The organism is Bacillus sp. AFS073361 (genome assembly GCF_002567005.1).
Classification (GTDB): Bacteria; Bacillota; Bacilli; order Bacillales; family Cytobacillaceae; genus Neobacillus.
In genome coordinates this window covers 94,960-118,050 of record NZ_NUZU01000003.1, presented here as the reverse complement: position 1 = coordinate 118,050, position 23,091 = coordinate 94,960, and the positions used below count along the sequence as shown (strand labels likewise).

Sequence of the window (23,091 nt, the reverse complement as noted above, 5' to 3'; positions counted from 1 at the left end):
GAGTTCCAAATGCTTTATGGGTTTAGAAAAGACATGCAGTTGCAACTGGCAAAGGAAGGCTATAACTTCTGTACGTACGTTCCTTTTGGAAATGATTGGTACGGTTATTTCATGAGACGTCTTGCCGAACGGCCTCAAAACTTAAACCTTGTCGCAAAGCAAGTCTTTAACAAAAAAACAAATACTGTGATCGGTGTTGCCGCAGGAGCGTTTTTATTAGGAAGATTGACTAAGGCAGATAAGAAAAAACGTCGCTAATATATTAAAGCGCCTACAAAACTTTATATAAAACCCTAAACCTTCCTTCTAATCGAATGGAAGGTTTTTTCATAGTAGGCCACTCTAAAATCATGCCTATTAATGACTGCTTTTTTATATTCTATTTCTCTTTTATTTATTTTTGGATACTTAATATGGTAAATTATGTAGGAAGTAGTATGCTTTATCATGCGGGATCGATCGTATTTTACGGACGCCCACCCCGTCAAAATATTGCTAATATCGATTGTTCAGTTCTCGGATTCTATGGTGGGGAAGACCAGAATATTACAAACTTAATTCCTGATTTCGAAGAAGAAATGAAGAAGCATGAGAAATCATTTGAGGCTATTGTATATCCTTATGCCCAACACGCTTTTTACAATGATACAAATCCTACTTATCATCCAAAGTATGCAAGGGATGCCTTTGCAAGGACGTTGACCTTTTTGAATAGAGTAACAAATACTTAGTCAGACCGATTAATTAAACGCAATTTTTGACAATTTGTCAAAACGTAAAATGCACTGTCCATACCTGGATGGTGCTTTTAATTTCGAATAGATCACTTGATCCAAAGAAAAAAAGGCACCTAGCCTTTGTAGTTTATTTACCACAAAGGTGTCAGGCACCTGGTTTAACTGCATTATATGAAAAATTGCTGTCATCCCATTGGAAAATTCCTTCTTGGAGTTTAATTGTTGCATCAAAGGGGCGGTCAATCGGCAAATCATCTTCTTGGTGTGTTTCATCAATTATTTTATCATATTGTTGATTAAGGAGTTGCTTCTTTAGACGAAGCATATCTAGTTTTGAAGCAACACGAAGGATTTTATCAAGCGTTAACTTCTTTTCACTAATCCCATGGCAGTTACAAATGCTCGTCTGAAAGCTCTTATTGTACTGAAGCATCATTTGCAAATCATTAATACACGCTACGCCAAATACCTCTTTTATTACGTCCTCATAGCGCAGCTGGGTGCCAGTTGCGAATTTAGTAATATTCTTCTCAGGATTTTCTAAGAAATAAACTGTTTCGATAAAATCTTCCATGAAAACACCCTTTCTGTTTTTCCAAAACGGTCAAGTGAAATATCTGTATCTTTTTTAATTGTACCATATTTTTAGGGGGTTTGCTGATTTAACTCGAAAAATGTAGATATTTGTCGGAAGAAATAAGAAAAAAGATAGGGATGGGTATTTTTTCCTTGTAAAATTATAGATTATTATGTGAATTTTGATATAATAATATAGTCATATTTAATCAGGAAAATAATTTAATAGGAGGAAAAATGAAATTTTTAATTAAAATTTTTATTTATATCATGATATTAGCACTAGTTTTTCCGTTAATTAATCCTAGTGATAAAGTGCTATCTGCAACGTGTAAAGGGTTGACGCCTTTATCAGATCCTGTTGCACTTAGAATGGATCAGGGGGAAATGGTGATTTGGGAGAATGTTCATCCCAATCTGCTTTCGGCCAAGATAAATTATGAAAAATTGTTGAAAGCCAAAGGCTGGAAGATCCAATATAAATCCGTCTATCGTCCCTATCAATATCAAAAGCACTTTTATGAAATTGTAAATGGGGTTTCGTCAAAGTGTATACGGTCGGAACGCAGCAAGCATGAGCTAGGGACAATGGTTGCTAAGCCTAGCACAAAAGCTCCACACCTAAGAGGAATTGCTTTTGATGCCATAATTTTTGATAAAAAAGGAAAGCAGTTAAATGGCTTACACTTCGTAAGTGCATCTCTCAAAAAAATAGCAAAGCAAGCTGGTCTAAAGTTTATTAGTGAAAGCAGGGATGGTGTCCATCATGAACTAATTACTACCACCGTCCCGAAGGTTACTACGAAGGTTCCGTCACCTGTACAAACTACATATCTAGTAAAAGGAAAGATTACATACAAATCTGGACTTGATGTAAAAAACTTCCCATATAATGCGGCACCTAAAATAGGAAAAGTACAATTAATAGAAAATGTTGAAATCGCCGCAAAATCTGGTGATTGGTATAAAATAAAATATGGGAAAGGGTATGGATGGATAAAGAGCGGAACTAAAAACCTCTCCCTAATTCCTCTTATGCCGATCATATCAAATCTAAAGATTAAATATGATGTGAATTTATATGACAAGCCTACCATTTCGATGAAAAAAACGAGAACAATCGTTCCGCAAACAGTAAAGGTTATGAAAAAAAGCAAAAATGGATGGTACTTAATTAATACAACTTTAGGAGCGAAATGGATTTATATTAATCCGAAACCAGTGAAATACCTCCAAATTAACAAGGCGGTAAAACTTTATAGCAAGCCGTTTGTATCCGCGAAGTCAAGCGGAAAAATCACTCCTCGAAAAGTTAAGGTTTTTGTTGATAGAGGAGACGGCTGGTATCAAATTTCTACCAGTTCCGGTCCTAAATGGATTCAAATTACTGCTCGGTAATAGTACTCACCAGTTTTGGTGAGTTTTTTATTTTTTACAAAACTATGGGACTTATGACTTACCAATATTATCATGTTGTTTATTAATAGATTCATAAAGTATGCTATTATATGAACTTCATACTTTTATGAATGGAGAATGATATTGAAAAAATTTTTTGCGGGCTTTTTGGCCTTTTTAATAGTATGTAACATGATAAAATTAGGTGGTGTCTCAGCCGAAAACATAGAACCCAAGATTAAAGTGAAATTGGTTAATAATCTCGGAAATAAAGCAGAGTTAACGATCAAACCATCAGGTGTTTATTATGTCGAGAATTCAACCGTACGATTAACTTCTGGAAAGTCTTATCTATTACAATATAAGAATAATAACATAACGATACTAGATGGGACCACACCGTTATTTACCTCAGATAACGTTAAAATCAAACCTGCCAAAGAAACCGATTATTTATCGATTAATAATCGGAATTATTTAGGTTCATTTCAATTTGTCCCTGAAAATTCAAAGTATGTTCGTCCGATTAACGAGATTTACATGGAAGATTACCTAAAAGGTGTTGTCCCTTCTGAAATGTATGCCAGTTGGAACCGTGAAGCATTAAAAACGCAAGCGATAGCGGCAAGAACCTATGCGCTTACTTATAAATCAGTAACCATTGATGATACGATTAATTATCAAGTTTATGGTGGTTATACTTGGAATCCCAATAGTACAGCTGCAGTGGATGAAACAAAAGGGGAAGTCCTAAAGGCAAATGGCCGGCTAGTTAGTGCCGTTTTCTCTGCAAGTAATGGCGGGAAAACAGAATCAAATGCCAATGTCTGGGGTTCCTCGCCACTCTCATATTTAACGATTAAAGAAGATCCGTATGATGCAAAAACTGCTTGGAAATTCTCCATAAGTAAACAACAATTTAATCCCGCTAATTTGACATGGAGTCAAATGAAAGAAAAAGATACTACCATTATTAATATGATAAAAGCTTGGATGGCCACGCATGGCTATGCTGGAAAAGAAATTAAAATTACAGCTATACCTGTACTAAGCTTGCACACCCCAACATCTGGCGGTCGTGTTTCCAAGGGAAATATAACAGTTGAATTTTTAACAAAAGATAAAATTGACGAAAATGGCGCTTATATCCCGCAAAAATTAGAATATAAAAATGTAGCAGCCTCACAGATTCGTGCAATGGTCGGCAATCGGATGATGTTGAGTTATCTTGTTTCAAACATCGCGGATAAGGACGGAACCATTACAGTTTCCGGATTGGGTGACGGCCATGGTGTTGGATTAAGTCAATGGGGTGCACAGAATCGTGCCGAAGCAGGCCAAAAATACAATCAGATTCTTGCCTTTTATTACGATGGTGCATCCATTGTAAGAGAGTACGGCGACAGACCTGTGCCTGTTGTAGAAGCTCCAGCTGAACCAACCGAACAGAAAGCAGCAGATACCACAGAACAACCAGAACCATCAGAACAGAAAACTAGTACAACTGAAGAACTAGCGGCAGTTAAACCGGTTCAGGAAACGCCAAAGACTCCAGTTATAGACCAAACTGCTCCAACGATTAGTGAAGTCAAAGTAAATGTCGATCATTTGAAAAATAAAACATTTGTTAGCTTTAAGACGAACGAAAAGGCAAAAGTAACAGTTTATCTTAAGGACAGCAAAGGCAAGATTTTCACCTATTTATTAAAAGATGCACTAACAGGAGCAGGGACGATTACCAAAGAATATAACAGTTATTCTTTAGCTAACGGAAAATATTATGCAGGAATTATTGCTGTTGATTTGAGTAATAATCGATCTTCGACATTGCCATCTTTTGAGGTAAAAAAAGACAAGACCGCACCTAAAATCAGCAGCGTTAAAGCAAGCATAGATAACAAAAATAATAAAGCCCACATTACTTTTAAAACTAACGAAAACGCAAAGGTAACGGTGTATATTAAAAACAATTCCGGTAAAATCCTTAGCTACTTGAAAAAAGATATCCAAACAAAAGCAGGGACCATTAATCAGGAATACAATACAAAATCATTAGGTAATGGGAAATATTCGGTTGTAATATCTGCGACGGACACAAGTAAAAATCGTTCGAGCGTGACAACTAGTTTCGAAGTTAAAAAAGTTGTCAAAATGAAAACGGGAAAAGTGACTGTAACCCGACTGAATGTCCGCAGCTCAGCCTCCACTAAAGGCAAAGTGATTGGATCTTTAAAGAAAAATCAAACCGTAACGATAGTTTCCACAACAGGATCATGGTATAAAATCAAATATGGTAAAACGACAGGTTATGTTTCAAAATCATATATAAAATAAAAAGGCAGAGACTTCTGCCTTTTTTACATATAATGGACTTTCTTACCCCGATATAGAATATTGTTAGGTTTCGCTTTTATTTTGCATCATGAAATATTATTCCCAAGCCATAGCGCGTACCAGATGTTACGGTACTTACTCCATGTTTTACAGTAGTCCTATAATAGCCGCGCGTTCCTTCAATCGGACGATAGTTCGTTGGGAAGATGAGGCCTTCACCTTGTTCAAGTGTAATCACATGTCCCCGGCTTTGGGCCCGAGGCCTTTGTTCGACAAGGATAGAAACACCACCGGTATAGTCTTTCTCCCGTTGATTTAGAACAAATAGTACTTGGAATGGAAAGTAAACTTCACCATACAAATCCTGATGCAAACAGTTATAGCCACCGGTTTTATATTTCAGAATTAGCGGAGTGGACCGAACTTGCCCCTTGTCGTGACAATAGTTGAGAAATTCGGACAGTCTTCCTGGATATATCTGATCTTTTCTAAGGTGCTGCAACCAGCGGTTCGCTGCTTTTGCCAGTTCTGGGTAGAAACCCGTACGGAGTTGTTGTAGTAAAGGTGGGAGAGGCGCTTGATAGTATTTGTATTCTCCTTTCCCAAATCTGTATCGTTTCATATTTATCGTGCTGCGGAAATTGGATGGATCATCGTATGTTTTAATCATTTCCTGGCATTGAAGCGGATCCAATAATGGAGGCAGCTTTGCAAATCCTTGTATTTCTAGCAGGTGATGCAACTTATCCCAATCTAGTGATTCAATCCTGACAGAAATATTATTTGGCATGGGCTTTCAATCCCTTCATGGTGGAAGGCAATTTTTCCAAATCCAACAGTTTTTCCTTCATCTCCAAACCGCCACGAAATCCAGTGAGTTTTCCGTTCTTTCCAATCACCCGATGGCAGGGAACCGTAATTAAGATTGGGTTTGCCCCGATGGCAGAGGCCACTGCACGAACTGACTTAGGTTTTTGAAGGAATTCTGCGATTTCCGAGTATGTATGGGTAGACCCGTAAGGAATTTCATTTAATGCATTCCAAACAGATTGTTGAAAAGGAGTTCCATAAAAATCGGTTGGAAAAGTAAACTTCGTCCTTTTTCCTTGAAAATATTCAGCGAATTGGTCAGCAAATATGTGCATTCGTTGATCGTCTGGTTCCAATTGGTGCTGAGGGAACTTTTTCTGCACCCAGTCCACTAATTCCTCAAAGCCCTTATGGTCTGATCCAACATAACAAAGTCCTTGGGTTGTTGCTGCAAGATACATTTCCCATGGGCCATGAACAAATAAACTCCAATAAATGATTTTTCTATCCATAATAAAGCCTCTTTTCTTTATTCAATTCTGTTCATTTGACGATATTCTGATGGTGTAAAGGTTGTTATTTTTTTAAAGTGTGGCGAAATGAGTTGGATTTGTTATTCCTATCTCCATATCAGTATACCTCTATTAAAAGAGGGAAGTAAGTAATTTTGAGTATAAAAGCAAGAATACAAAGATAAATGTAAGCGCTAAAAAATAGTTAAAGAAATTTTCACAGGATTTTAGAAGAATTTGTTATAAAATAAATATGTTAAATATTTCACAATCATCTAGTTTATTTAAAAGGAGTCCTTCTGATGGGGTACAGTAAACCCGAAAAAATTATGGAAATTACCATTGAGAATGGAGTGAAAAAGGCAAATTACCCGCTGCTACGAACATTGATCCTGGGTTTTGAGGCAGGAGCCTTTATTGCTTTAGGTTATTTACTCTTCATCCGTGTAACAGCAACTCTTACAGGAAATATAGAAGGATTAAGCAGCTTGATTGGTGCCTCTGTCTTTCCAATTGGTCTTGTCCTTACCTTGTTAGCTGGTGGAGAACTGTTAACTGGGAATATGATGGCAGTTCCAATAGCAAGTATGGCAAATAAGATTAGTACCAGGAAGGTTATTTATAATTGGTTCCTTGTAACGTTTAGTAACTTTGTCGGGGCCCTATTTGTGGCTTACTTTTTTGGACATTTGGTTGGACTAACGGAAACAGGACCATTTTTGGAAAGAACGATTAGTATTGCTGACCATAAATTAGAAGCCACTTTTCTCCAAGCTTTCATTTCAGGGATCGGCTGTAATTGGCTCGTGGCTGCGGCTGTATGGCTTTCATATGGAGCAAATGATATGGTCGGAAAAATTACCGGTATTTGGTTTCCGACGATGGCTTTTGTCGCGATTGGTTTTCAACACGTGGTTGCTAATATGTTTGTGATTCCTGCGGCGATTTTTGCAGGCCATTTTACTTGGTTAGCCTATTTAGAGAATTTTATCCCTGTTTTTCTTGGAAATGCGGTGGGCGGATCAGTATTTATCGCAATGGCCTATTGGCATGCCTATAAGAAAAATGAACTTACTATAACTGAACCAAAAGTGATTCAGCCTATAATGAAAAGTAATATTAGATAAACCAGTATACAGAAAATTAAATAATTTCTTATGATATATAGCTCCTAATTAATAGGGGCTTTTTTCATGTTTGAAACACTTATCAATCATATTGACAGGTTATCTCGAATAAAATCGGAGAATGAATGGACTTCATTTGGAAGTCAAAATCAAGCATGAAAATATTGGATAAGAGGTTGGGGAAATGAAAAAAAGCTCGTGGTTAATTGCAGTTTTAGTCAGTTGTAGTTTTTTAGGATTGGCCGGTTGTACAGAAAAATCAGTGAAAGAAAAAGCGGTTGAAGAAAAAGTTACAGAACCAAAGCAAAATTCGGTTCAAACACCTCAAGGAGAACCCCAAAAGGAAGAAGAACCAAAACCTATTACGGTTAATGTAATCGACCCCAATACGAAATCGATTATCAAAACCTTTCTTCCAGCCGACATGGGGTTTGGAACTAATAACGAAGCGTATAAAAAGGAACTAGAAAAGTGGGCAAAGGAATTGGCAAGAGGAACGGAAACTACCCCTGGCTATGATCAACGAATGGTTCTCGATAAGATCGACTCAAACGGTCAAATCATTAAAGGGAAACCGAGAATTATTTTAGAAGAATCCGAGTTGGTTGAAAGGGTGTTAACTGCATCGGCAGCGGGAGGAGATGTGGAACTGCCTCTTTATGTGACTGAGAGCGGGTATAAGCCGGAAGATGTGAAGCAATTAGGGGAAGTGGTCGTTGCAACCTATACCACCAGATTTAACAGTGGGGTAGTGGGAAGGTCGAAAAATATCAAATTGTCAGCAGAGGCAATCCATAATGTTATTGTGGGAAGCGGCGATATTTTCTCTTTTAACACGACAGTTGGGCCAAGTGATGCCGAACATGGATATCAAAAAGCAAAGGAAATCGTGAATAAACAATTAGTCGATGGTATTGGCGGGGGGATTTGCCAGACTTCTTCCACTCTGTATAATTCAGTGGACCAATTAGGTGTTAGTTATATTGAAAAACATCACCATTCCTTGTCAGTAGGTTATGTCCCTGCGGGCAGAGATGCCACCGTCTCCTATGGCGGCCCAGACTTCAAATTTCAAAATACGACAGGTGCACCTTTTATCATCCAATCCATCTACAAAAAAGGAGCCTTAACCATTGAAGTAAGAACATCAGCAGCCTTCCAAGCTCTGATCGCGAAACAATAACATGGTGCCTGACACCATGCGCATTTACTACATAAATAGAGGGGGGAGTGAATTATGGGGTTGTTTTCGAAGCGAGAGTTTACGATTGCTGATGAGGGAATTGACTTGGTTGACAAGATAAACTTGGGTGGAGTAGAGCATTCTGTTCTGATTCAGGGAAATGATGGAACGAAGCCTTTGTTGTTGTTTCTCCATGGCGGCCCCTGTATGCCGGTTCCGGGCGTTGTTTCAAGAGGCCAGGATTATGCTGTTTCTATTTCTACAAAGGAGCTTGTTAAACATTTCGTGGTGGTGTTTTGGGACCAACGGGGGGCTGGAAAAACCTATCATAAAAATACACCTAAAGAGTCCTTTCGAGTTGAGCAATATATACAGGATTGTCATGACTTAATCGATATCTTAAGAAGTCGGTTTAAAAAAGAGAAGGTTTATTTAGCAGGCCATTCTTGGGGGACGATTATCGGTTTATCGATCGCATCCAGGTACCCAGAAAAACTTCACGCATATTTTGGCATATCGCAAATTATCAATTGGCAGGATAATGATCAGATTTGTTTTGATTGGTTAAAGGCTCGGGCCGAAAAAGCGAAAGATTGGAAAACACTGAAGAAATTAGAGGAATTAGGCCGCCCGCCATATTTGTTATTGAAACAATGGACAGATTTCCGAAGGCCACTGATAAAATATAATTCGATGGTTTATGAAAGTAAAACCGTGAAGCACCCAGGCATCCTTGGCAGCTTAAAGCTTTTCTTAAATAGTTCAGAATACTCCATGAAAGATATCTTCCATACACTTTATAGTTCCTACAAACTAACCTACACCCAAGCATTAGTGGAGGATTTTGCACATGTTGATTTTAAAAGAACAAAAAGAATAGAAGTCCCTCTGGCCTTTTTACATGGGGCAAAAGATATTCATGTATACGGTAGACCAGTTGAGCAATTTTTTCAGGAACTTGATGCTCCGCTTGGCAAAGAATTGGTTTGGTATGAGAATTCTGGGCATATGTTTCACCCAGACGATACAAAGAAAATTGAAAAGTTTGTCATAAAATACGCAAATAAACTATCAGAATTGATGGTCGTTTAACGACATTAATACGATTTAAAAAGCCCATAATTTTGTCTTCAACAATGAAGTTGAAGCATAATAGTGGGCTTTTTCAAATTATGATATGTAGATGTGCATATTCCTTCCATTGAAAACAAAAAATACCATGGTTCAATTATTAGATAGTAGGAGGATTTGCATGCATGGAATGGTTTAAGAAAGCATTTATATCGTTATCTCTCGTTATATTAACAGGAGGGTTAGGAAATCTAAGTGTCGCTGCTAAGGACCTTAGAGAATCAGAAAACCTTGATCATTCGATACGCCAAGCCCAGTCTGTAGAGGCAAACAGACAAAAGCCACCGGAAGCAAAAGGACAAGGCTTATCGGAAAGCTATCATGGTCACAAATCCAATCGTCCGGAAACGAACAAGCCTAAAAAGAAAAAAGCGCCTGCGGCGAATAATCGTTTCATTCCGATTCAATTGTTAGGTATAAATGACTTGCACGGGCAATTAAATGTTACCCGGAATGTTAACGGAAAACCAGCTGGACGGGTAGATTATTTAGCCGCCTATTTAAAACAGCGTGAAGCAGAAAACAAAAATACACTGTTGATTCAAAACGGTGACATGGTTGGAGCCAGCCCGCCAGTTTCTGCCCTTTTACAGGATGAACCGACGATTGAAATCTTGAATAAACTTGGTTTTGATATCGGAACTGTTGGTAATCATGAATTTGATGAAGGGGTAACGGAACTGCTCCGCCTGATTAAGGGTGGATCACATCCGAAAACCGGCAAATTTGCCGGTTCAAATTTTCCTTGGATAGTTGCGAATGTAATCGATGAAAAAACAGGAAAAACAATCCTGCCTCCATACCATGTGATCAAAGTAAATGGAATGCCGATTGGCTTTATCGGTGTTGTTACTACCGAGACGCCAACAGTAGTTGTCCCAAGTGGTGTGGCCGGATTAAAGTTCACTGATGAAGTAGAAGCAATCAATCGGAATGTAGCCGAATTGAAAAAACAAGGTGTAAGATCAATCATTGTTTTAGCACATAACCCAGGTACTTCCGGTCCAAATGGAGAGAATCCAACTGGGCAGCTGGTGGATATTGCCAATCGGGTTGACGATGAAGTGGATATTATTTTTGGCGGACATAATCACGCCCATATGAATGCAACCATCGATAATAAGTTAGTAGTGCAATCGTATTCCTATGGCACTGCATTTTCGGATGTGGATATTGAGATTGATCCAAAAACAAAAGAGATAGTCTCAAAATCAGCAGAGATTGTCACCACGTTCCAGGAGGGGATGAAGCCCGATCCAGAGATTAAACAAATGATTGAGGGCTATGAAGCAAAAGTGGGACCCATCGTTAATCGGGTGATCGGCTCTACAGCTGAAAGTTTAACAGCTAAACAAAATGAGAATGGAGAGTCTGTCCTTGGGAGTTTCATTGCCGATGCACAAAGAAATGCGCTAAAAACGGAATTCGCGTTTATGAATCCTGGCGGAATTCGGGCTGACATTGATCCTGGAGAAATAACTTGGGGAGAAGTTTACACCGTTCAGCCCTTTAATAATGATCTTGTAAAAATGACGATGACAGGGCAGCAGATTCGTGACTTGCTTAACCAGCAATGGAGTGCAACCAAGACAAACATGCTGCAAATTTCTGGTTTAACGTATTCTTGGGATGCGAATAAACCAATCGGACAAAGAATAGTTAGTATTAAATTGCCAGATGGCACAGAAATCGATCCAAATAAATCTTATACTGTGACAGCGAATATTTTCCTCTCTGGCGGCGGGGACGGATTTACTGTATTTACCCAAGCTCAAAACAAAGAAGTCGGTCCTAATGACCTGGATGCGTTAGTCAACTTTATCTCAGCCCAGCCTAAACCGTTCACTTATCGCATTCAAAATCGTATTCAAAAGGTTCAGTAAAGAGAAATAGGGTGTCAGGCACCAATTGGTGCCTGACACCCTATTTTTGTTTCCCTATTGTAAGGCTTCGATTGCTAACTCTTTGGCAGGAAGGAAGTCTTCGCCTGTGTCGAGGTAGCGAATGTTAACTTTATCCCCTTCTTTGAGGTAGATAGCGAGTGGAGCCTTTTCGGAAGAAATGATAAAGTTTTGGCGGTTGTTTAATAAGAAGGAGACAATGGTGAAATCCCCGTTTTTCTCCTTATAGACTCTCATCACTGTACCGGTGATTTGTTTTTCTTGTGCTTTCGAGCTTCCGTCTACCGTGCCTTTGCCCCTTTGTAAGGCGGTTTTATATTGCTTAAGGGCCTCATTAGGAGTGCTGGCGTATACGGAGATTTCTGGATTCGCTGCAGAAACAATGAAGTAATTTTGCAGAAAACCATTTGAGTCTAATACAGGTGTTAACCAACTGGCTTCACCATAAAAATTGTAGAGAATCGGCATTTGCCCAAGCCATTTCTTTTCAATAAATTTCTTCTCAATGATCTGCAATGCCCCTTGTGAATCCATATAAGATTGCTCTGGGTTTCCGGTATAAAATGTTGCTTTTCCTGTTCGTGAGTTGGTCAGCGAGTACCCGAGCATGGAATCGACGCCTTCTTTCGGGCTAGTGAAATCTGTAAAATAGTACATCTGTCCATTCTCATCAAAGATGGGGCTTACATTTGACTCCGTGCCTTCATCTGATGGAAGTTTCACGTCAGATTTACCGAAGACACTATTCCAAAATCCATGAACAAGATTCCCGTAGTAGCTGTTTTGCAAACTAACGGCTTCTGGCGAAACTGCGCCATCGATAAATTCCGGGACATCTGCTAATGGATAATCTTTCATTGCACCATTCTTAGAATCGACGACAACCAGACCTTTAGCTGTAAATCCATTTCGGGCGGAAATAAACTTCCCATAAGTACGGATGTAAAAGGGTTTTCCATTCTCGTCAATTTCTAATTGAACACCGCCAAAGAAAATTTTCTTCGGATATTTCATACGAATATGCCGCTCAATATTTTTATTAAAATAAGAGGAAGGGGTAAATATCATTTCTGATTTGATGAATTTAGGATTCGCACTAGAATCCGTTGCACTTAAGGTAAAGTAACCAGGTGTACTGTTTCCTTTCCACCATTTAAAAAATCCGGAAAACTCCACAGGTGCAATATATACATAGTCATCGTTCAGCTTTTGAATTTGCAGGTTCCCAAGCTCATAATAGCTTGTGTTCGGAACTTGTCCAAACGCTTTTTTCATTTTATTGCGTGCAAACTGCGGTGGAACACTGGCAGGTGTTTCTTTCTCATCAAAAGTTTGAATTTCTACCTTTTCATCCATCTTGGCAACTTCATACTTTTGATCCGCATTAAAGATAAATGCGGTTAAGAAATAAATTCCAAGGCCTAGACTTGCAAGGAAGAGAATTCCTTTAAGTATTCTTTCTGTGCCTTTGGCAAGAAAGGCCCCAACAGCGGTTAGGAGAATAGCTAACGGCCATACCGAGGTGAAATTTCTATCATAATTAGTAAAATAATAGAATACAAACACTGCTATCATGAGTATCAAAACAAGTGCAATGAACACGCCGATTTTGAGTGTTTTTCCCTCTTTTTTACTTTCCTTTTCAGGTTTAAAAATTGGTATTAGAACAAGCGCAGCAGCTATCCCAATAATCAATGTAAATAGAATAATGTTCCCCATAAAAATGCCTCTTTTCAATTTGGTCTTTCTTCATATACGGATATTCAATCAAATTAGTTTCATTTTAAAAAAATAATAGACTTGAAATATCATAAAGACTATACTATTATTAATAACATTGATTCACTACATATTGTTTTTATTTTTAAAAAAACAACTATATATTGTGTTAGCCTTAAGAGAAGATGCCCATTGTGGCTTAATAGGGAATCTGGTGTAAATCCAGAGCTGCCCCCGCAACTGTAAATGCTGACGAAATGAACAAACCACTGTATAAGATTGTCTAATCTATTAGGTACTTATATGGGAAGGGTTCAAAGTAGATAGAAGCATGAGTCAGGAGACCTGTCTTTCTTAAGATGTTTCAACTTCTTCGGGGATTGAGAAGATGAACGGTGGCGACAGGAGGCATAGATAGTTAATTATTTCCTTTTGTAATGTTATCGTTTCATCCGCTCAATTCCCGTTGAGCGGATTTTTTTATTATAGGGGGAAATGAAATGAAAATTGAGGAACTGCAATCTGAACATAATTACGTTTTAGAATCTATAGAACAAGTTTCAGATAAATATCAGATTAATACAATGGAACTTAGAAACAAACTAAGTCAACTTGATGTAACAGAGCTAGAAGCAAATCAACAAGCTCTAGTATATGCAGTGAATCAAATCGAAATGGACCAGCCGGATTGGACATTTGTCGCTTCCCGTTTATATCTGAATGAACTATATGGTAGGGCTGCCAAAAGTCGCGGATATGATCGTTCTCTAAAATATGGAGACTTTTATAACTTAATAAAGGATTTAACGGAAATAGGGATCTATTCTAATGATCTTTTAAACTTATATAGTAAGGATGAAATCGACCAGCTGGCGAAAGAGATAAATCCAGAACATGATTTATTATTTAATTACATAGGGTTATTTTTACTTGCAGATCGTTATCTTGCTCAAGATTATAATCGTAATGTTTATGAACTTCCCCAGGAACGGTTCATGATTATTGCAATGACCCTCATGAAGGATGAAAAAATGACTGAACGCCTGCATCTTGTGAAGGAGGCATATTGGGCATTAAGTCATTTATATATGACGGTTGCCACACCGACTCTAGCAAATGCGGGGAAAAGCTTTGGGCAGCTTTCTTCCTGCTTTATTGATACAGTAGATGACTCACTTGATGGCATTTATTTAAATAATTGGGATATTGCCCGGTTAAGTAAAGATGGCGGAGGAATTGGAATCTATTATGGTAAAGTTCGCGCCCTAGGTTCCGATATTAAGAGATTTAAAGGAAACTCATCTGGTGTGGTTCCGTGGATAAAATTGGTAAATGATACAGCTGTCAGTGTTGATCAGTTAGGTCAGCGTCAAGGGGCCATTGCTGTGTACCTTGATTTGTTCCATAAAGATATCATGAACGGGTTTCTTGACTTGAAAACAAATAATGGGGATGAACGCCGTAAAGCCCATGATATTTTCACAGGTGTTTCTATACCAGACCTTTTTATGAAAAAGTTGGAAGATAAGGATGAGCAGGGCAGAAGTATTGGACAGTGGCATACATTTTGTCCTCATCAAGTAAAACAAATGATGGGCTGGAAGGATGAACAGGGGAATCCGCTTGGACTAGAGGATTTTTATGATGAAACAGATGTTAAATATTTTACCGAAAAATATGAAGAGGCTGCAGCTAACCCACTTCTACCTCGCAAAACTTACCGTGCCATGGATATCATGACACGGATTATGGTCGCTCAATTAGAAACAGGAACCCCATACATGTTCTATCGTGATGAAGTAAATAGACAAAATCCAAATAAGCATGTATTGGGTAAAGGTCGAACATCCATTTTTTGCAGTAATCTTTGTACAGAAATTGCCCAAAATATGTCCGCTACGACGATTGTGAACGAATACCAGAATGATGAAGGGCATATCGTGATTGTTCGGAAACCAGGAGATTTCGTTGTTTGCAATTTATCTTCTATTAATCTAGCAAAAGCAGTACCGGCGAATGTCTTAGAACGTCTCATTCGTATTCAGGTAAGAATGCTCGATAACGTGATTGATTTAAATACCATAACGGTTGGACAGGCTCAGGTTACGAATAAAAAGTACAGAGCCGTTGGGCTTGGTACATTTGGCTGGCACCACTTATTAGCATTAAAAGGGATGTACTGGGAATCTGGTGAGGCGGTTAATTATGCAGATCGTTTGTATGAGGAAATTGCGTTCCATACTATCAGTTCGTCAATGGAGCTGGCTAAGGAGAAGGGGGCTTATAGCCAGTTTAGTGGTTCTGAATGGCATACCGGAGAGTATTTTGAACGGAAAGGTTACCAATCAAATAGGTGGAATCAGCTGAAGAGGGATCTTTCAATTCACGGGATCCGGAATGGTTGGTTGATGGCGATTGCACCCAACTCCTCAACGGCGAAGATTGGAGGTTCCACAGATGGAATCGATCCCATCTATTCGGTTGAATTTGCAGAGGAAAAGAAGAACTTTAAATTTAAAGTGACTGCACCTGATTTAAATCATAGAACATACGAATATTATCGTCGTTCGAGACATGAATTAGATCAAATATGGAGCATTAAACAGAATGCCGCACGAGGTCGCCATATTGACCAAGGTATTAGCTTTAACCTCTATGTAAGGCACGATATAAAGGCAAAAGACTTGTTAAACCTTCATATGGAAGCTTGGAAGCAAGGTTTAAAGACCACTTATTATGTCAGAAGCACTTCGCAAACTGAAATTGACGAATGTGAGGCATGCCACAGTTAACAACTATTAACATCGATCGGAGGAAATATTTATATGGATATTCACATACCACTGCCTAGAATTAAATTGCTAAACCCTGATTTTCCTAATAAATCCACTGGAATTATTAACGGACAATCATCTGGATTGCTCAACTGGAATGATATTGCTTACCCGCTGATCTACGATTTATATCAAACATTGTTATCAAATTTTTGGAAAGCACAAGAAATTAATATGCAGGATGATATTAAGCAGTGGGATCTTCTTAGTGCAACAGAACAAGATGTTTTCCTGCGAATTAATACACAACTCGCTTCATTAGATAGCCTGCAAACACCTACCATGTTTCAAGTGATGGACTATGTGACGGATTCTAGTTTTAAAGCAATCTTTGCGGTCATTGCTCAGCAGGAAGCGGTGCATAATGAATCCTATTCGTACATATTAAGTTCTCTTGTACCAATTCATGAACAAAAAGAAAGGTTCAATCAAGCAAAAAGTGATCCCCTCGTCCGAAAAAGAAACAACCTGATCTTAGATGCTTATGAAAGTTTCAGAAAGAATCCAACACCTCAACATTTATTTCAACTTGGAGTGAATTCTATAAATCTTGAGGGTATCTATTTTTATGCTGGTTTTGCTTTTTTCTATCATCTTGCCCGCCAGCAAAAAATGCTAAAGACCAGTACGATGATTAGTTATATCCAACGAGATGAAATGCAGCATGCGTATTTTATGGCACAGTTTCTCCGGATACTCTTATCAGAAAACCCGGAGTTGTATACCGAAGCGAATATGGATTATGTGTATAAATCGGTAGAACAGGCAGTCCAGCTGGAAAAGGAATGGGCCCATGTGATTTTGAAGGATATAGAAGGTATTAACTTGGACGAGTATGAAAAATATACCGAATATCTTGCCAATAAGCGGCTGCGCCAGCTTGGATTACAGAACTTATTTAAAGAGAGAGAAAACCCGATGCCGTGGATCCATGTTTTCAGTGATGAAATGATGAATGAAACAAAATCCGATTTTTTTGAGCAGAAGTCGAGGACCTATGCTAAGGTAACACAATCCAACGGTTTCGATGAATTATGAAAGTTGCTTTCGTATATTCTTCTAAAACAGGGAATACAGAAGAAGTTGTTCATTTAATTTGGAAGTTATTTTTAGTAGAACAGATTGATGTCACTCTTTATCGGATAGAAGAATTTCAAATTAGAGACCTAATCAACTACGAGGCCGTTGTGATTGGAACCTATACCTGGGGAAATGGGGAAATTCCTCAAGAAATGATGGAATTATATCGTGCCTTCGAAACAATGGATGTGAAGAGGACCATGACGGGAATCGTAGGCACAGGAGATAGTGGCTATCCGAAGTTTTGTGGCGCTGTTGATGAATTTAGAGATATGTTGTACGTTCACACCAAATTAATTGTCACCCTTAAGATTGAGGTGAATTTACAAATGAATGACATTGAGCGGTGTCGAAAGTTTGTTGGTATTTTCATGGATCAGTTAAACCAGAAGCAAACCATTGTGTAGTCATTTAAGTTGTTTGAATAGTTTTAAATGAGTTTGAAGACCTCTTGTAACACAAGGGGTCTTTCAATAAACCTTATTGATATGACTGCTCTATTCCTTCTATTAAAAATCCAACATACTTTACTGCTTTCCGGTTAATTTTAGGACTGTTGGTGTCAGGCACCATGTGAAAATAGTTCATATTTCAAATATTTAGTTAATTGGTTGACCTAATAATTTTTTCAGTGCTATTATGTGAATGAAAGCGTTTTCTTTTAAGGGGGAGAATTTTAATGGAAGATAGGGTTGTAAATGCAATTCAAGATGAGTATCCGGATGATTTTGCCTGGTGTTATGGCTGTGGTCGATTGAACGAAGAGGGACATCATTTTCGGACTGGATGGCAGGGTGATCAGACTATAACTATTTTTACACCAGAAAAAGAGCATTTAGCGCTTCCTGGTTTTGTTTATGGCGGCATTGTTGCCTCATTAATAGATTGTCATGGAACAGGGTCTGCTTCATTGGCACTCCATCGTAAAAATGGACATGAAGCGGGTGATGGTACAGAGCCCCCAAGGTTTGTGACGGCTTCACTAAATGTGAACTTTCTCAAGCCTACTCCACATGGGATCCCTTTAAAAGCAATCGGCAGTGTCCATGAAATACATCCTAAAAAGTTTAAGGTTGAGACAGAAGTGTATGCGAATGATATTCTCTGTGCTCGTGGCGAGGTAGTCGCTGTAGTCATGCCTAAATCCTTTCTTAAATAGATAGTCAAATATTTAGTTTTTAGCCGATTCCTACTACGTGGAATCGGTTTTTTATTAATCATCGGGAACACGGAATTAAAAGGAAGTTTATCTAACAACAATTTAATCGCTTTAATAAAATTCATGTTAGAAATTATTCCATGTATACAGAAAAACTCAAATAGTTGTGTAATACTGACGTTAGAGAAATTAATTGTGAACCCATAAAAAAAATGGGTGGTTAAATTTAAAACAGGGGGTGAGCCGAATGGTTCGTACTATTGCTCAGTTTCTCACAATATTGGTTATATATTTAACTGGAACAAGGATCGTTACTTGGCTTGAACTTCCTGTCCCTGGAAGTATTGTTGGAATGGCACTTTTATTTATTGCATTGGTGTCGGGTTTATGTAAGCTCCAATGGGTCGAAACAGCAGCCCAGCTGCATATTAAACATATAACACTTTTTTTTATTCCTTTCATAATAGGTGTATGGCATTTTGCAGGGATTTTTAGAGTAGAAGGAATCAAATTAGCCATCATCCTAGCAGCAAGCAGCTTGGTTGTTCTTCTTGTGACAGCTTTTATTGCTGAGTATTTAGAAACGAAAAGGAAATGGAGGAAACAAAATGGGAACAATAATCTCTAATATATTGTTGTGTACCGGCATAACTGTTATAAGTTATGCAGCAGGGAATAAGGTATTTAAAGCTTATAAAAAGCCATGGTTAAATCCGTTATATACGGTAACAGTGTTCATCATGTGTTTATTGACACTTTCTCATGTACAAGTGGCCCAATATTCATCTGGAACAGGATTATTCTCCCTTTTATTAGGAACTGCCACCGTGTCACTGGCAGTTCCCTTATATAAACATGTGAGAATTATTAAGAAAAATTTCCTGATTATTTTCTGGGCGGTCATGCCTGGCACATTAACGGGTGTATTTTCAATTATCTTGTTGACGAAGTTTTTGCACATGAATAAGGAAATAATGTTGTCTCTTATTCCAAAATCGGTCACTGCTCCAATTGCCTTATCAGTATCCCAGACATTAGGAGGGATTCCGTCACTGACGATTTTATTTGTCTGTATATCTGCGATATTTTCATTAATGATTGGTCCCTTTCTTTTAAATGTAACTAGGATTAGAAGTAGAATTGCTAAGGGGTTAGCGTTAGGAACATCTGCTCAAGCAATTGGTGCCAACCGTGCCTTTGAATGGGGAGAAATAGAGGGGGTCATGGGGAGTATTGCTATGATTACCTCTGCGTTGGTCATGTCTGTTATGATCCCCCTATTCTTACAACTTTACCTTTAAAAAATATCCTATTTTATCGGAAATTTTAATATTAGCCGTCCATCCTAAAAACTATTTTAACGAAAATGTAATATTTCTATCCGAAACCAAAATTATCCATCCCTCGTCAAATTATATAACGAGTTATATAGGGAGGCGAACGGGTGGAGTGGATTAGAAAAATGGCGATTACCTTAGTGATCGTTTCGGTCATAGGATCTGTAATAGTTGTCAGTAGTTTTGGTTCTGCACTTTTTCAGGAGGGGAATCCCATCCCATTAATGATTTCTGCTATAAAGCTTCACTTATCTGATTCTGAATTTGAACTTTTCTCAAAAACTGAGAAACGAAGCAAATACTTATCAGAAAGTAACGGAAATAGCCATTATAATGTTGTAAAAAAATATATGAAATCAAAAGGGTGGAAGTTTCAAGAACAGATGGGATCAGGGCTTATATTTACAAAAAATGGTGAAGATGCAATCGTAGTTGTAAAACAATATTCTAGGAATTATTTTATTTGGGAAATTCAACAACGCTTTTCAAATAATAAAAGCCTTACATATACAAACCCCTAATCCTTAGATTAGGGGTTTGTATCTTCCGACTCACTAGAACTATAAAAAGCCTCAATCAGTTCATCAAGCTGCTCAAGTTCTTTTTTCCAAAGTGAAGCTGGGTTTTGCTTTAAAGATAGAAAGGCACTTTGAATAAGAAACTTTCTTGGGGATCTTGTATGGATGATTTCTTCTTGTATAAAATCTAAAAGTTCATGGTATTTGTTTTGCTCACTTAAATCCTTAATACTCTTGGTTATTGACGTCCTTATTGTTAAGGCTAATTTCGTCAACTGGGTTAATATTTCATGATTGTTTTTTGGACAATCAGGGACCCATTTTTCTAAAGTTTTAGGTTCGATTAATTGATCCCCTGATTCAGCCACTTCATCAACCATTTTAACCATTCGCGCGACGCAGTAGCGGACCACACTACTTACTTTTTCACCCGATTCATGGGCCAATCGATTGTATTGAATATTATATTGGATTATCCCTTGAAACATAATCGCACAGTCCAAGAGAAATGGTTTTTTGTCTTCACCGAAGATGTCGATAAACCGATTGTAATACCAACGAAGCGAATTTAAACGCGCCCGTTTGATGTATTGTTTGAGATCTGCGTCATTTGATGCTAGTACTTCCTCATAAAGGGCAAGTAATTTGTTTTTCCTATTAGAAATCATTTGTAATTCCACTTGCTTAATGAAAATCTCAATACTGGCCGGGTTTTGACCGATTAATAAATCGTTTCGGTCCTTTTCTAGTTTCTTGTAAATTGTTTTATAAATAGCGATTAATAATTCGCTTTTAGACGAAAAATAATTATAAAATGTTCCTTTGGAAATCCCGCTATAGTCTAAAATATCTTGAATAGACGTTGCTTGAAATCCTTTTTCGATAAATAATTGATGAGCCATATTTACCACATGCAGTTTTCGGTCATTCATAAAATCACCACTTATTTCAAATTGTACTAATAGTATAAAAATATAGTACATTATTTAATACATGATTACAAATCCATAATTTTTCAGGTTTTTTTAATTGCAAAAGTTGAACTGAGCGTATATTATTATGTAAGTGTGAAACAGGGGTATAAAAATTTGAACATTTATTATAGGGGGAAATTTAATGGATCAAACCATAAAAAAGACTAGCAAACCACCGTACGGAATCCTTGCCGTGTTAATGGTTGGAGCTTTTATTGCTTTCTTAAATAACACATTACTTAATATAGCATTGCCTTCAATCATGAAGGATTTAGAGATTGAAGCAGCTACAGTTCAATGGCTGACAACTGGATTTATGTTAGTGAACGGAATTCTCATTCCTTTATCAGCCTACTTAATTCAAAAATTTTCTGTTCGCCAGTTATTCTTAGCTGCAATGATTTTGTTTACAGCAGGAACCATTTTAGCAGGTTTTGCCCATGCGTTTCCATTATTATTAACGGGTCGAATGGTTCAGGCTTCAGGGTCAGCGATCATGATGCCATTGTTAATGAACGTTATGTTAACCAGTTTCCCAGTTGAAAAACGTGGAATGGCGATGGGGGTTTTTGGTTTAGTGTTAATGTTTGCTCCAGCCATTGGACCAACATTATCGGGCTGGATTATTGAACACTATGACTGGAGAATGCTCTTCCATTTTGTCACACCAATCGCGATTGTTGTTGTTTTACTTGGAGTTTTCTTACTTAAAGATAAGAAGGAGAAAGTCGATATCCGCTTGGATTTCCTATCTGTGGTGTTATCAAGTGTTGGATTCGGTGGAATTCTTTATGGATTTAGTAAAGCAGGTACAAAAGGATGGGATAGTCTTGAGGTCTACGGTACCCTCGCAATCGGTGTTATTTGTTTAGTAATATTTATCCTTCGTCAATTAAGTCAAGAACGACCACTTCTTAACTTCCGGATTTATAAATACCCAATGTTTGCTTTATCATCTGCTATTTCTATGATTGTTACGATGGCGATGTTTTCAGGGATGATCCTCTTACCAATTTATGTCCAAACAATTCGAGGAATTTCTCCTTTAGATGCTGGTTTATTGTTACTGCCAGGTGCGATTTCAATGGCAATTATGATGCCAATAACAGGGAAATTATTCGATAAATTTGGTGGACGTACGTTAGCCATTATTGGTTTAGGGATTACTGTGGTAACAAGTTATATGTTTAGTAAATTAACACTTGAAACAACATATACTCATTTAATTATTTTATATACAATCCGCATGTTTGGGATGTCAATGGTTAACATGCCAGTGACAACGAACGGTTTGAATCAGTTACCAGCTCGCTTTTATCCACACGGTACAGCGATGAACAATACGATGTCTCAAGTATCTGGTGCGATTGGTACGGCATTGTTGGTCACAGTGATGACAAACCGTGCGAAATCTCATGCAACAGAATTAATTGCAGCAGCTAAAAAGGCAATGCCAGCAGATCCGTCAGTAAAAATTACAGAAGCGATGCAATTAAAAATGCAGCATGATATTCAAATGAAGGCCATGTTAGAGGGTATAAATGATGCATTCTTTGTTACAGTCTTCATCGCCGGTCTTGCATTGGTGCTAGCGTTATTTATAAAACGCGCGAAGCAAGCGGAAGATCCAGGGGATGTAAAACCTTCTACACAGAATGTAAAGGCTAAATTAGCGGAAAATTAATCATAAATAATGGGGGTGACTATAAAGTCACCTCTATTTTTTTGTTTCCTTTCATTTTATAGTAGAATAAGGAGAAC

The 23,091-nt window shown here is 37.9% G+C and carries 20 protein-coding genes, 1 pseudogene and 1 riboswitch; of the genes and pseudogenes, 16 read left to right on the top strand and 5 right to left on the bottom strand.

Features of this window, described 5'->3' with window-relative positions:
- Both COJ96_RS01980 and COJ96_RS01975 read left to right on the top strand, forming a co-directional pair.
- Positions 1-258 (top strand): annotated as a pseudogene (locus tag COJ96_RS01980) (proline dehydrogenase family protein); the annotation flags it as partial.
- A gap of 179 nt (positions 259-437) precedes the next feature.
- Positions 438-731 carry a dienelactone hydrolase family protein gene (locus COJ96_RS01975; protein ID WP_180229948.1) on the top strand — a complete coding sequence of 98 codons (294 nt, stop codon included), beginning with the start codon at positions 438-440 and terminating at the stop codon, positions 729-731.
- Between the two features lie 151 nt (positions 732-882).
- Here COJ96_RS01975 and COJ96_RS01970 read toward each other — a convergent pair whose 3' ends face one another.
- Positions 883-1,311, bottom strand: coding sequence for a hypothetical protein (locus COJ96_RS01970; RefSeq protein WP_098571322.1), 429 nt, complete (start codon positions 1,309-1,311; stop codon positions 883-885).
- Between the two features lie 239 nt (positions 1,312-1,550).
- On the opposite strand from COJ96_RS01970, the gene COJ96_RS01965 reads away from it, so the two are divergent.
- Complete coding sequence (locus COJ96_RS01965; RefSeq protein ID WP_098571321.1) at positions 1,551-2,711, top strand: hypothetical protein; 1,161 nt, start codon at positions 1,551-1,553, stop codon at positions 2,709-2,711.
- Positions 2,712-2,855: 144 nt separating this feature from the next.
- On the top strand, positions 2,856-5,045 hold the full coding sequence (locus COJ96_RS01960) for a SpoIID/LytB domain-containing protein (protein WP_180229947.1): 2,190 nt from the start codon (positions 2,856-2,858) through the stop codon (positions 5,043-5,045).
- 76 nt (positions 5,046-5,121) lie between these two features.
- Here the strand turns inward: COJ96_RS01960 and COJ96_RS01955 are convergent, their stop codons facing one another.
- The gene (locus COJ96_RS01955) at positions 5,122-5,835 is read right to left on the bottom strand and encodes a 2OG-Fe(II) oxygenase (protein ID WP_098571319.1); all 714 of its coding nucleotides are present in this window, start codon (positions 5,833-5,835) and stop codon (positions 5,122-5,124) included.
- Positions 5,825-6,367 carry a methylated-DNA--[protein]-cysteine S-methyltransferase gene (locus tag COJ96_RS01950; protein WP_098571318.1) on the bottom strand — a complete coding sequence of 181 codons (543 nt, stop codon included), beginning with the start codon at positions 6,365-6,367 and terminating at the stop codon, positions 5,825-5,827. Before COJ96_RS01950 ends, COJ96_RS01955 begins: the two co-directional genes overlap by 11 nt.
- 302 nt (positions 6,368-6,669) lie before the next feature.
- On the opposite strand from COJ96_RS01950, the gene COJ96_RS01945 reads away from it, so the two are divergent.
- The 4 genes from COJ96_RS01945 to COJ96_RS01930 all read left to right on the top strand — a co-directional run bounded on the left by COJ96_RS01945 (position 6,670) and on the right by COJ96_RS01930 (position 11,691).
- Positions 6,670-7,494, top strand: coding sequence for a formate/nitrite transporter family protein (locus tag COJ96_RS01945; protein WP_098571317.1), 825 nt, complete (start codon positions 6,670-6,672; stop codon positions 7,492-7,494).
- 184 nt (positions 7,495-7,678) lie between these two features.
- The gene (locus COJ96_RS01940) at positions 7,679-8,677 is read left to right on the top strand and encodes a VanW family protein (protein ID WP_098571316.1); all 999 of its coding nucleotides are present in this window, start codon (positions 7,679-7,681) and stop codon (positions 8,675-8,677) included.
- A 54-nt stretch (positions 8,678-8,731) separates the two neighbouring features.
- A complete protein-coding gene (locus tag COJ96_RS01935; protein WP_098571315.1) occupies positions 8,732-9,769 on the top strand; it encodes an alpha/beta fold hydrolase in 1,038 nt (345 codons plus the stop codon).
- Between the two features lie 164 nt (positions 9,770-9,933).
- The gene (locus COJ96_RS01930; RefSeq protein ID WP_098571314.1) at positions 9,934-11,691 is read left to right on the top strand and encodes a bifunctional metallophosphatase/5'-nucleotidase; all 1,758 of its coding nucleotides are present in this window, start codon (positions 9,934-9,936) and stop codon (positions 11,689-11,691) included.
- Between the two features lie 54 nt (positions 11,692-11,745).
- On the opposite strand, the gene COJ96_RS01925 is transcribed toward COJ96_RS01930, so the two are convergent.
- A complete protein-coding gene (locus tag COJ96_RS01925; RefSeq protein ID WP_098571313.1) occupies positions 11,746-13,428 on the bottom strand; it encodes a hypothetical protein in 1,683 nt (560 codons plus the stop codon).
- Positions 13,429-13,594: 166 nt separating this feature from the next.
- A riboswitch (cobalamin riboswitch) is annotated at positions 13,595-13,794 on the top strand.
- A gap of 134 nt (positions 13,795-13,928) precedes the next feature.
- On the opposite strand from COJ96_RS01925, the gene COJ96_RS01920 reads away from it, so the two are divergent.
- The 7 genes from COJ96_RS01920 (at position 13,929) to COJ96_RS01890 (ending at position 20,359) form a co-directional block, all read left to right on the top strand.
- The gene (locus COJ96_RS01920; RefSeq protein WP_098571312.1) at positions 13,929-16,220 is read left to right on the top strand and encodes a ribonucleoside-diphosphate reductase subunit alpha; all 2,292 of its coding nucleotides are present in this window, start codon (positions 13,929-13,931) and stop codon (positions 16,218-16,220) included.
- Between the two features lie 33 nt (positions 16,221-16,253).
- A complete protein-coding gene (locus COJ96_RS01915; protein WP_098571311.1) occupies positions 16,254-17,300 on the top strand; it encodes a ribonucleotide-diphosphate reductase subunit beta in 1,047 nt (348 codons plus the stop codon).
- The gene (locus COJ96_RS01910; RefSeq protein ID WP_098571310.1) at positions 17,297-17,749 is read left to right on the top strand and encodes a flavodoxin domain-containing protein; all 453 of its coding nucleotides are present in this window, start codon (positions 17,297-17,299) and stop codon (positions 17,747-17,749) included. Before COJ96_RS01915 ends, COJ96_RS01910 begins: the two co-directional genes overlap by 4 nt.
- 272 nt (positions 17,750-18,021) lie before the next feature.
- Positions 18,022-18,501 carry a PaaI family thioesterase gene (locus COJ96_RS01905; RefSeq protein ID WP_098571309.1) on the top strand — a complete coding sequence of 160 codons (480 nt, stop codon included), beginning with the start codon at positions 18,022-18,024 and terminating at the stop codon, positions 18,499-18,501.
- Positions 18,502-18,748: 247 nt separating this feature from the next.
- Positions 18,749-19,129 (top strand): CidA/LrgA family protein, encoded by a 381-nt coding sequence (locus COJ96_RS01900; RefSeq protein WP_098571308.1) that lies wholly within the window; start codon positions 18,749-18,751, stop codon positions 19,127-19,129.
- Positions 19,110-19,802: an LrgB family protein gene (locus COJ96_RS01895; protein ID WP_098571307.1), complete on the top strand. Its 693-nt coding sequence runs from the start codon at positions 19,110-19,112 to the stop codon at positions 19,800-19,802. Before COJ96_RS01900 ends, COJ96_RS01895 begins: the two co-directional genes overlap by 20 nt.
- Positions 19,803-19,963: 161 nt before the next feature.
- A complete protein-coding gene (locus COJ96_RS01890) occupies positions 19,964-20,359 on the top strand; it encodes a hypothetical protein (RefSeq protein ID WP_180229946.1) in 396 nt (131 codons plus the stop codon).
- An 8-nt stretch (positions 20,360-20,367) separates the two neighbouring features.
- Here the strand turns inward: COJ96_RS01890 and COJ96_RS01885 are convergent, their stop codons facing one another.
- Complete coding sequence (locus tag COJ96_RS01885) at positions 20,368-21,288, bottom strand: TetR/AcrR family transcriptional regulator (protein ID WP_098571305.1); 921 nt, start codon at positions 21,286-21,288, stop codon at positions 20,368-20,370.
- 184 nt (positions 21,289-21,472) lie between these two features.
- On the opposite strand from COJ96_RS01885, the gene COJ96_RS01880 reads away from it, so the two are divergent.
- Positions 21,473-23,014 (top strand): DHA2 family efflux MFS transporter permease subunit, encoded by a 1,542-nt coding sequence (locus COJ96_RS01880; protein WP_098571304.1) that lies wholly within the window; start codon positions 21,473-21,475, stop codon positions 23,012-23,014.
- Positions 23,015-23,091: the final 77 nt, after the last annotated feature.

Excerpts from the sequence above, each read along its gene's own strand:
- COJ96_RS01975 (WP_180229948.1), top strand. The coding sequence starts at position 438 with ATGCTTTATCATGCGGGATCGATCGTATTTTACGGACGCCCACCCCGT.
- COJ96_RS01970 (WP_098571322.1), bottom strand. The coding sequence starts at position 1,311 with ATGGAAGATTTTATCGAAACAGTTTATTTCTTAGAAAATCCTGAGAAG.
- COJ96_RS01965 (WP_098571321.1), top strand. The coding sequence starts at position 1,551 with ATGAAATTTTTAATTAAAATTTTTATTTATATCATGATATTAGCACTA.
- COJ96_RS01955 (WP_098571319.1), bottom strand. The coding sequence starts at position 5,835 with ATGCCAAATAATATTTCTGTCAGGATTGAATCACTAGATTGGGATAAG.
- COJ96_RS01950 (WP_098571318.1), bottom strand. The coding sequence starts at position 6,367 with ATGGATAGAAAAATCATTTATTGGAGTTTATTTGTTCATGGCCCATGG.
- COJ96_RS01945 (WP_098571317.1), top strand. The coding sequence starts at position 6,670 with ATGGGGTACAGTAAACCCGAAAAAATTATGGAAATTACCATTGAGAAT.
- COJ96_RS01940 (WP_098571316.1), top strand. The coding sequence starts at position 7,679 with ATGAAAAAAAGCTCGTGGTTAATTGCAGTTTTAGTCAGTTGTAGTTTT.
- COJ96_RS01935 (WP_098571315.1), top strand. The coding sequence starts at position 8,732 with ATGGGGTTGTTTTCGAAGCGAGAGTTTACGATTGCTGATGAGGGAATT.
- COJ96_RS01930 (WP_098571314.1), top strand. The coding sequence starts at position 9,934 with ATGGAATGGTTTAAGAAAGCATTTATATCGTTATCTCTCGTTATATTA.
- COJ96_RS01925 (WP_098571313.1), bottom strand. The coding sequence starts at position 13,428 with ATGGGGAACATTATTCTATTTACATTGATTATTGGGATAGCTGCTGCG.
- COJ96_RS01920 (WP_098571312.1), top strand. The coding sequence starts at position 13,929 with ATGAAAATTGAGGAACTGCAATCTGAACATAATTACGTTTTAGAATCT.
- COJ96_RS01915 (WP_098571311.1), top strand. The coding sequence starts at position 16,254 with ATGGATATTCACATACCACTGCCTAGAATTAAATTGCTAAACCCTGAT.
- COJ96_RS01910 (WP_098571310.1), top strand. The coding sequence starts at position 17,297 with ATGAAAGTTGCTTTCGTATATTCTTCTAAAACAGGGAATACAGAAGAA.
- COJ96_RS01905 (WP_098571309.1), top strand. The coding sequence starts at position 18,022 with ATGGAAGATAGGGTTGTAAATGCAATTCAAGATGAGTATCCGGATGAT.
- COJ96_RS01900 (WP_098571308.1), top strand. The coding sequence starts at position 18,749 with ATGGTTCGTACTATTGCTCAGTTTCTCACAATATTGGTTATATATTTA.
- COJ96_RS01895 (WP_098571307.1), top strand. The coding sequence starts at position 19,110 with ATGGGAACAATAATCTCTAATATATTGTTGTGTACCGGCATAACTGTT.
- COJ96_RS01890 (WP_180229946.1), top strand. The coding sequence starts at position 19,964 with ATGGCGATTACCTTAGTGATCGTTTCGGTCATAGGATCTGTAATAGTT.
- COJ96_RS01885 (WP_098571305.1), bottom strand. The coding sequence starts at position 21,288 with ATGAATGACCGAAAACTGCATGTGGTAAATATGGCTCATCAATTATTT.
- COJ96_RS01880 (WP_098571304.1), top strand. The coding sequence starts at position 21,473 with ATGGATCAAACCATAAAAAAGACTAGCAAACCACCGTACGGAATCCTT.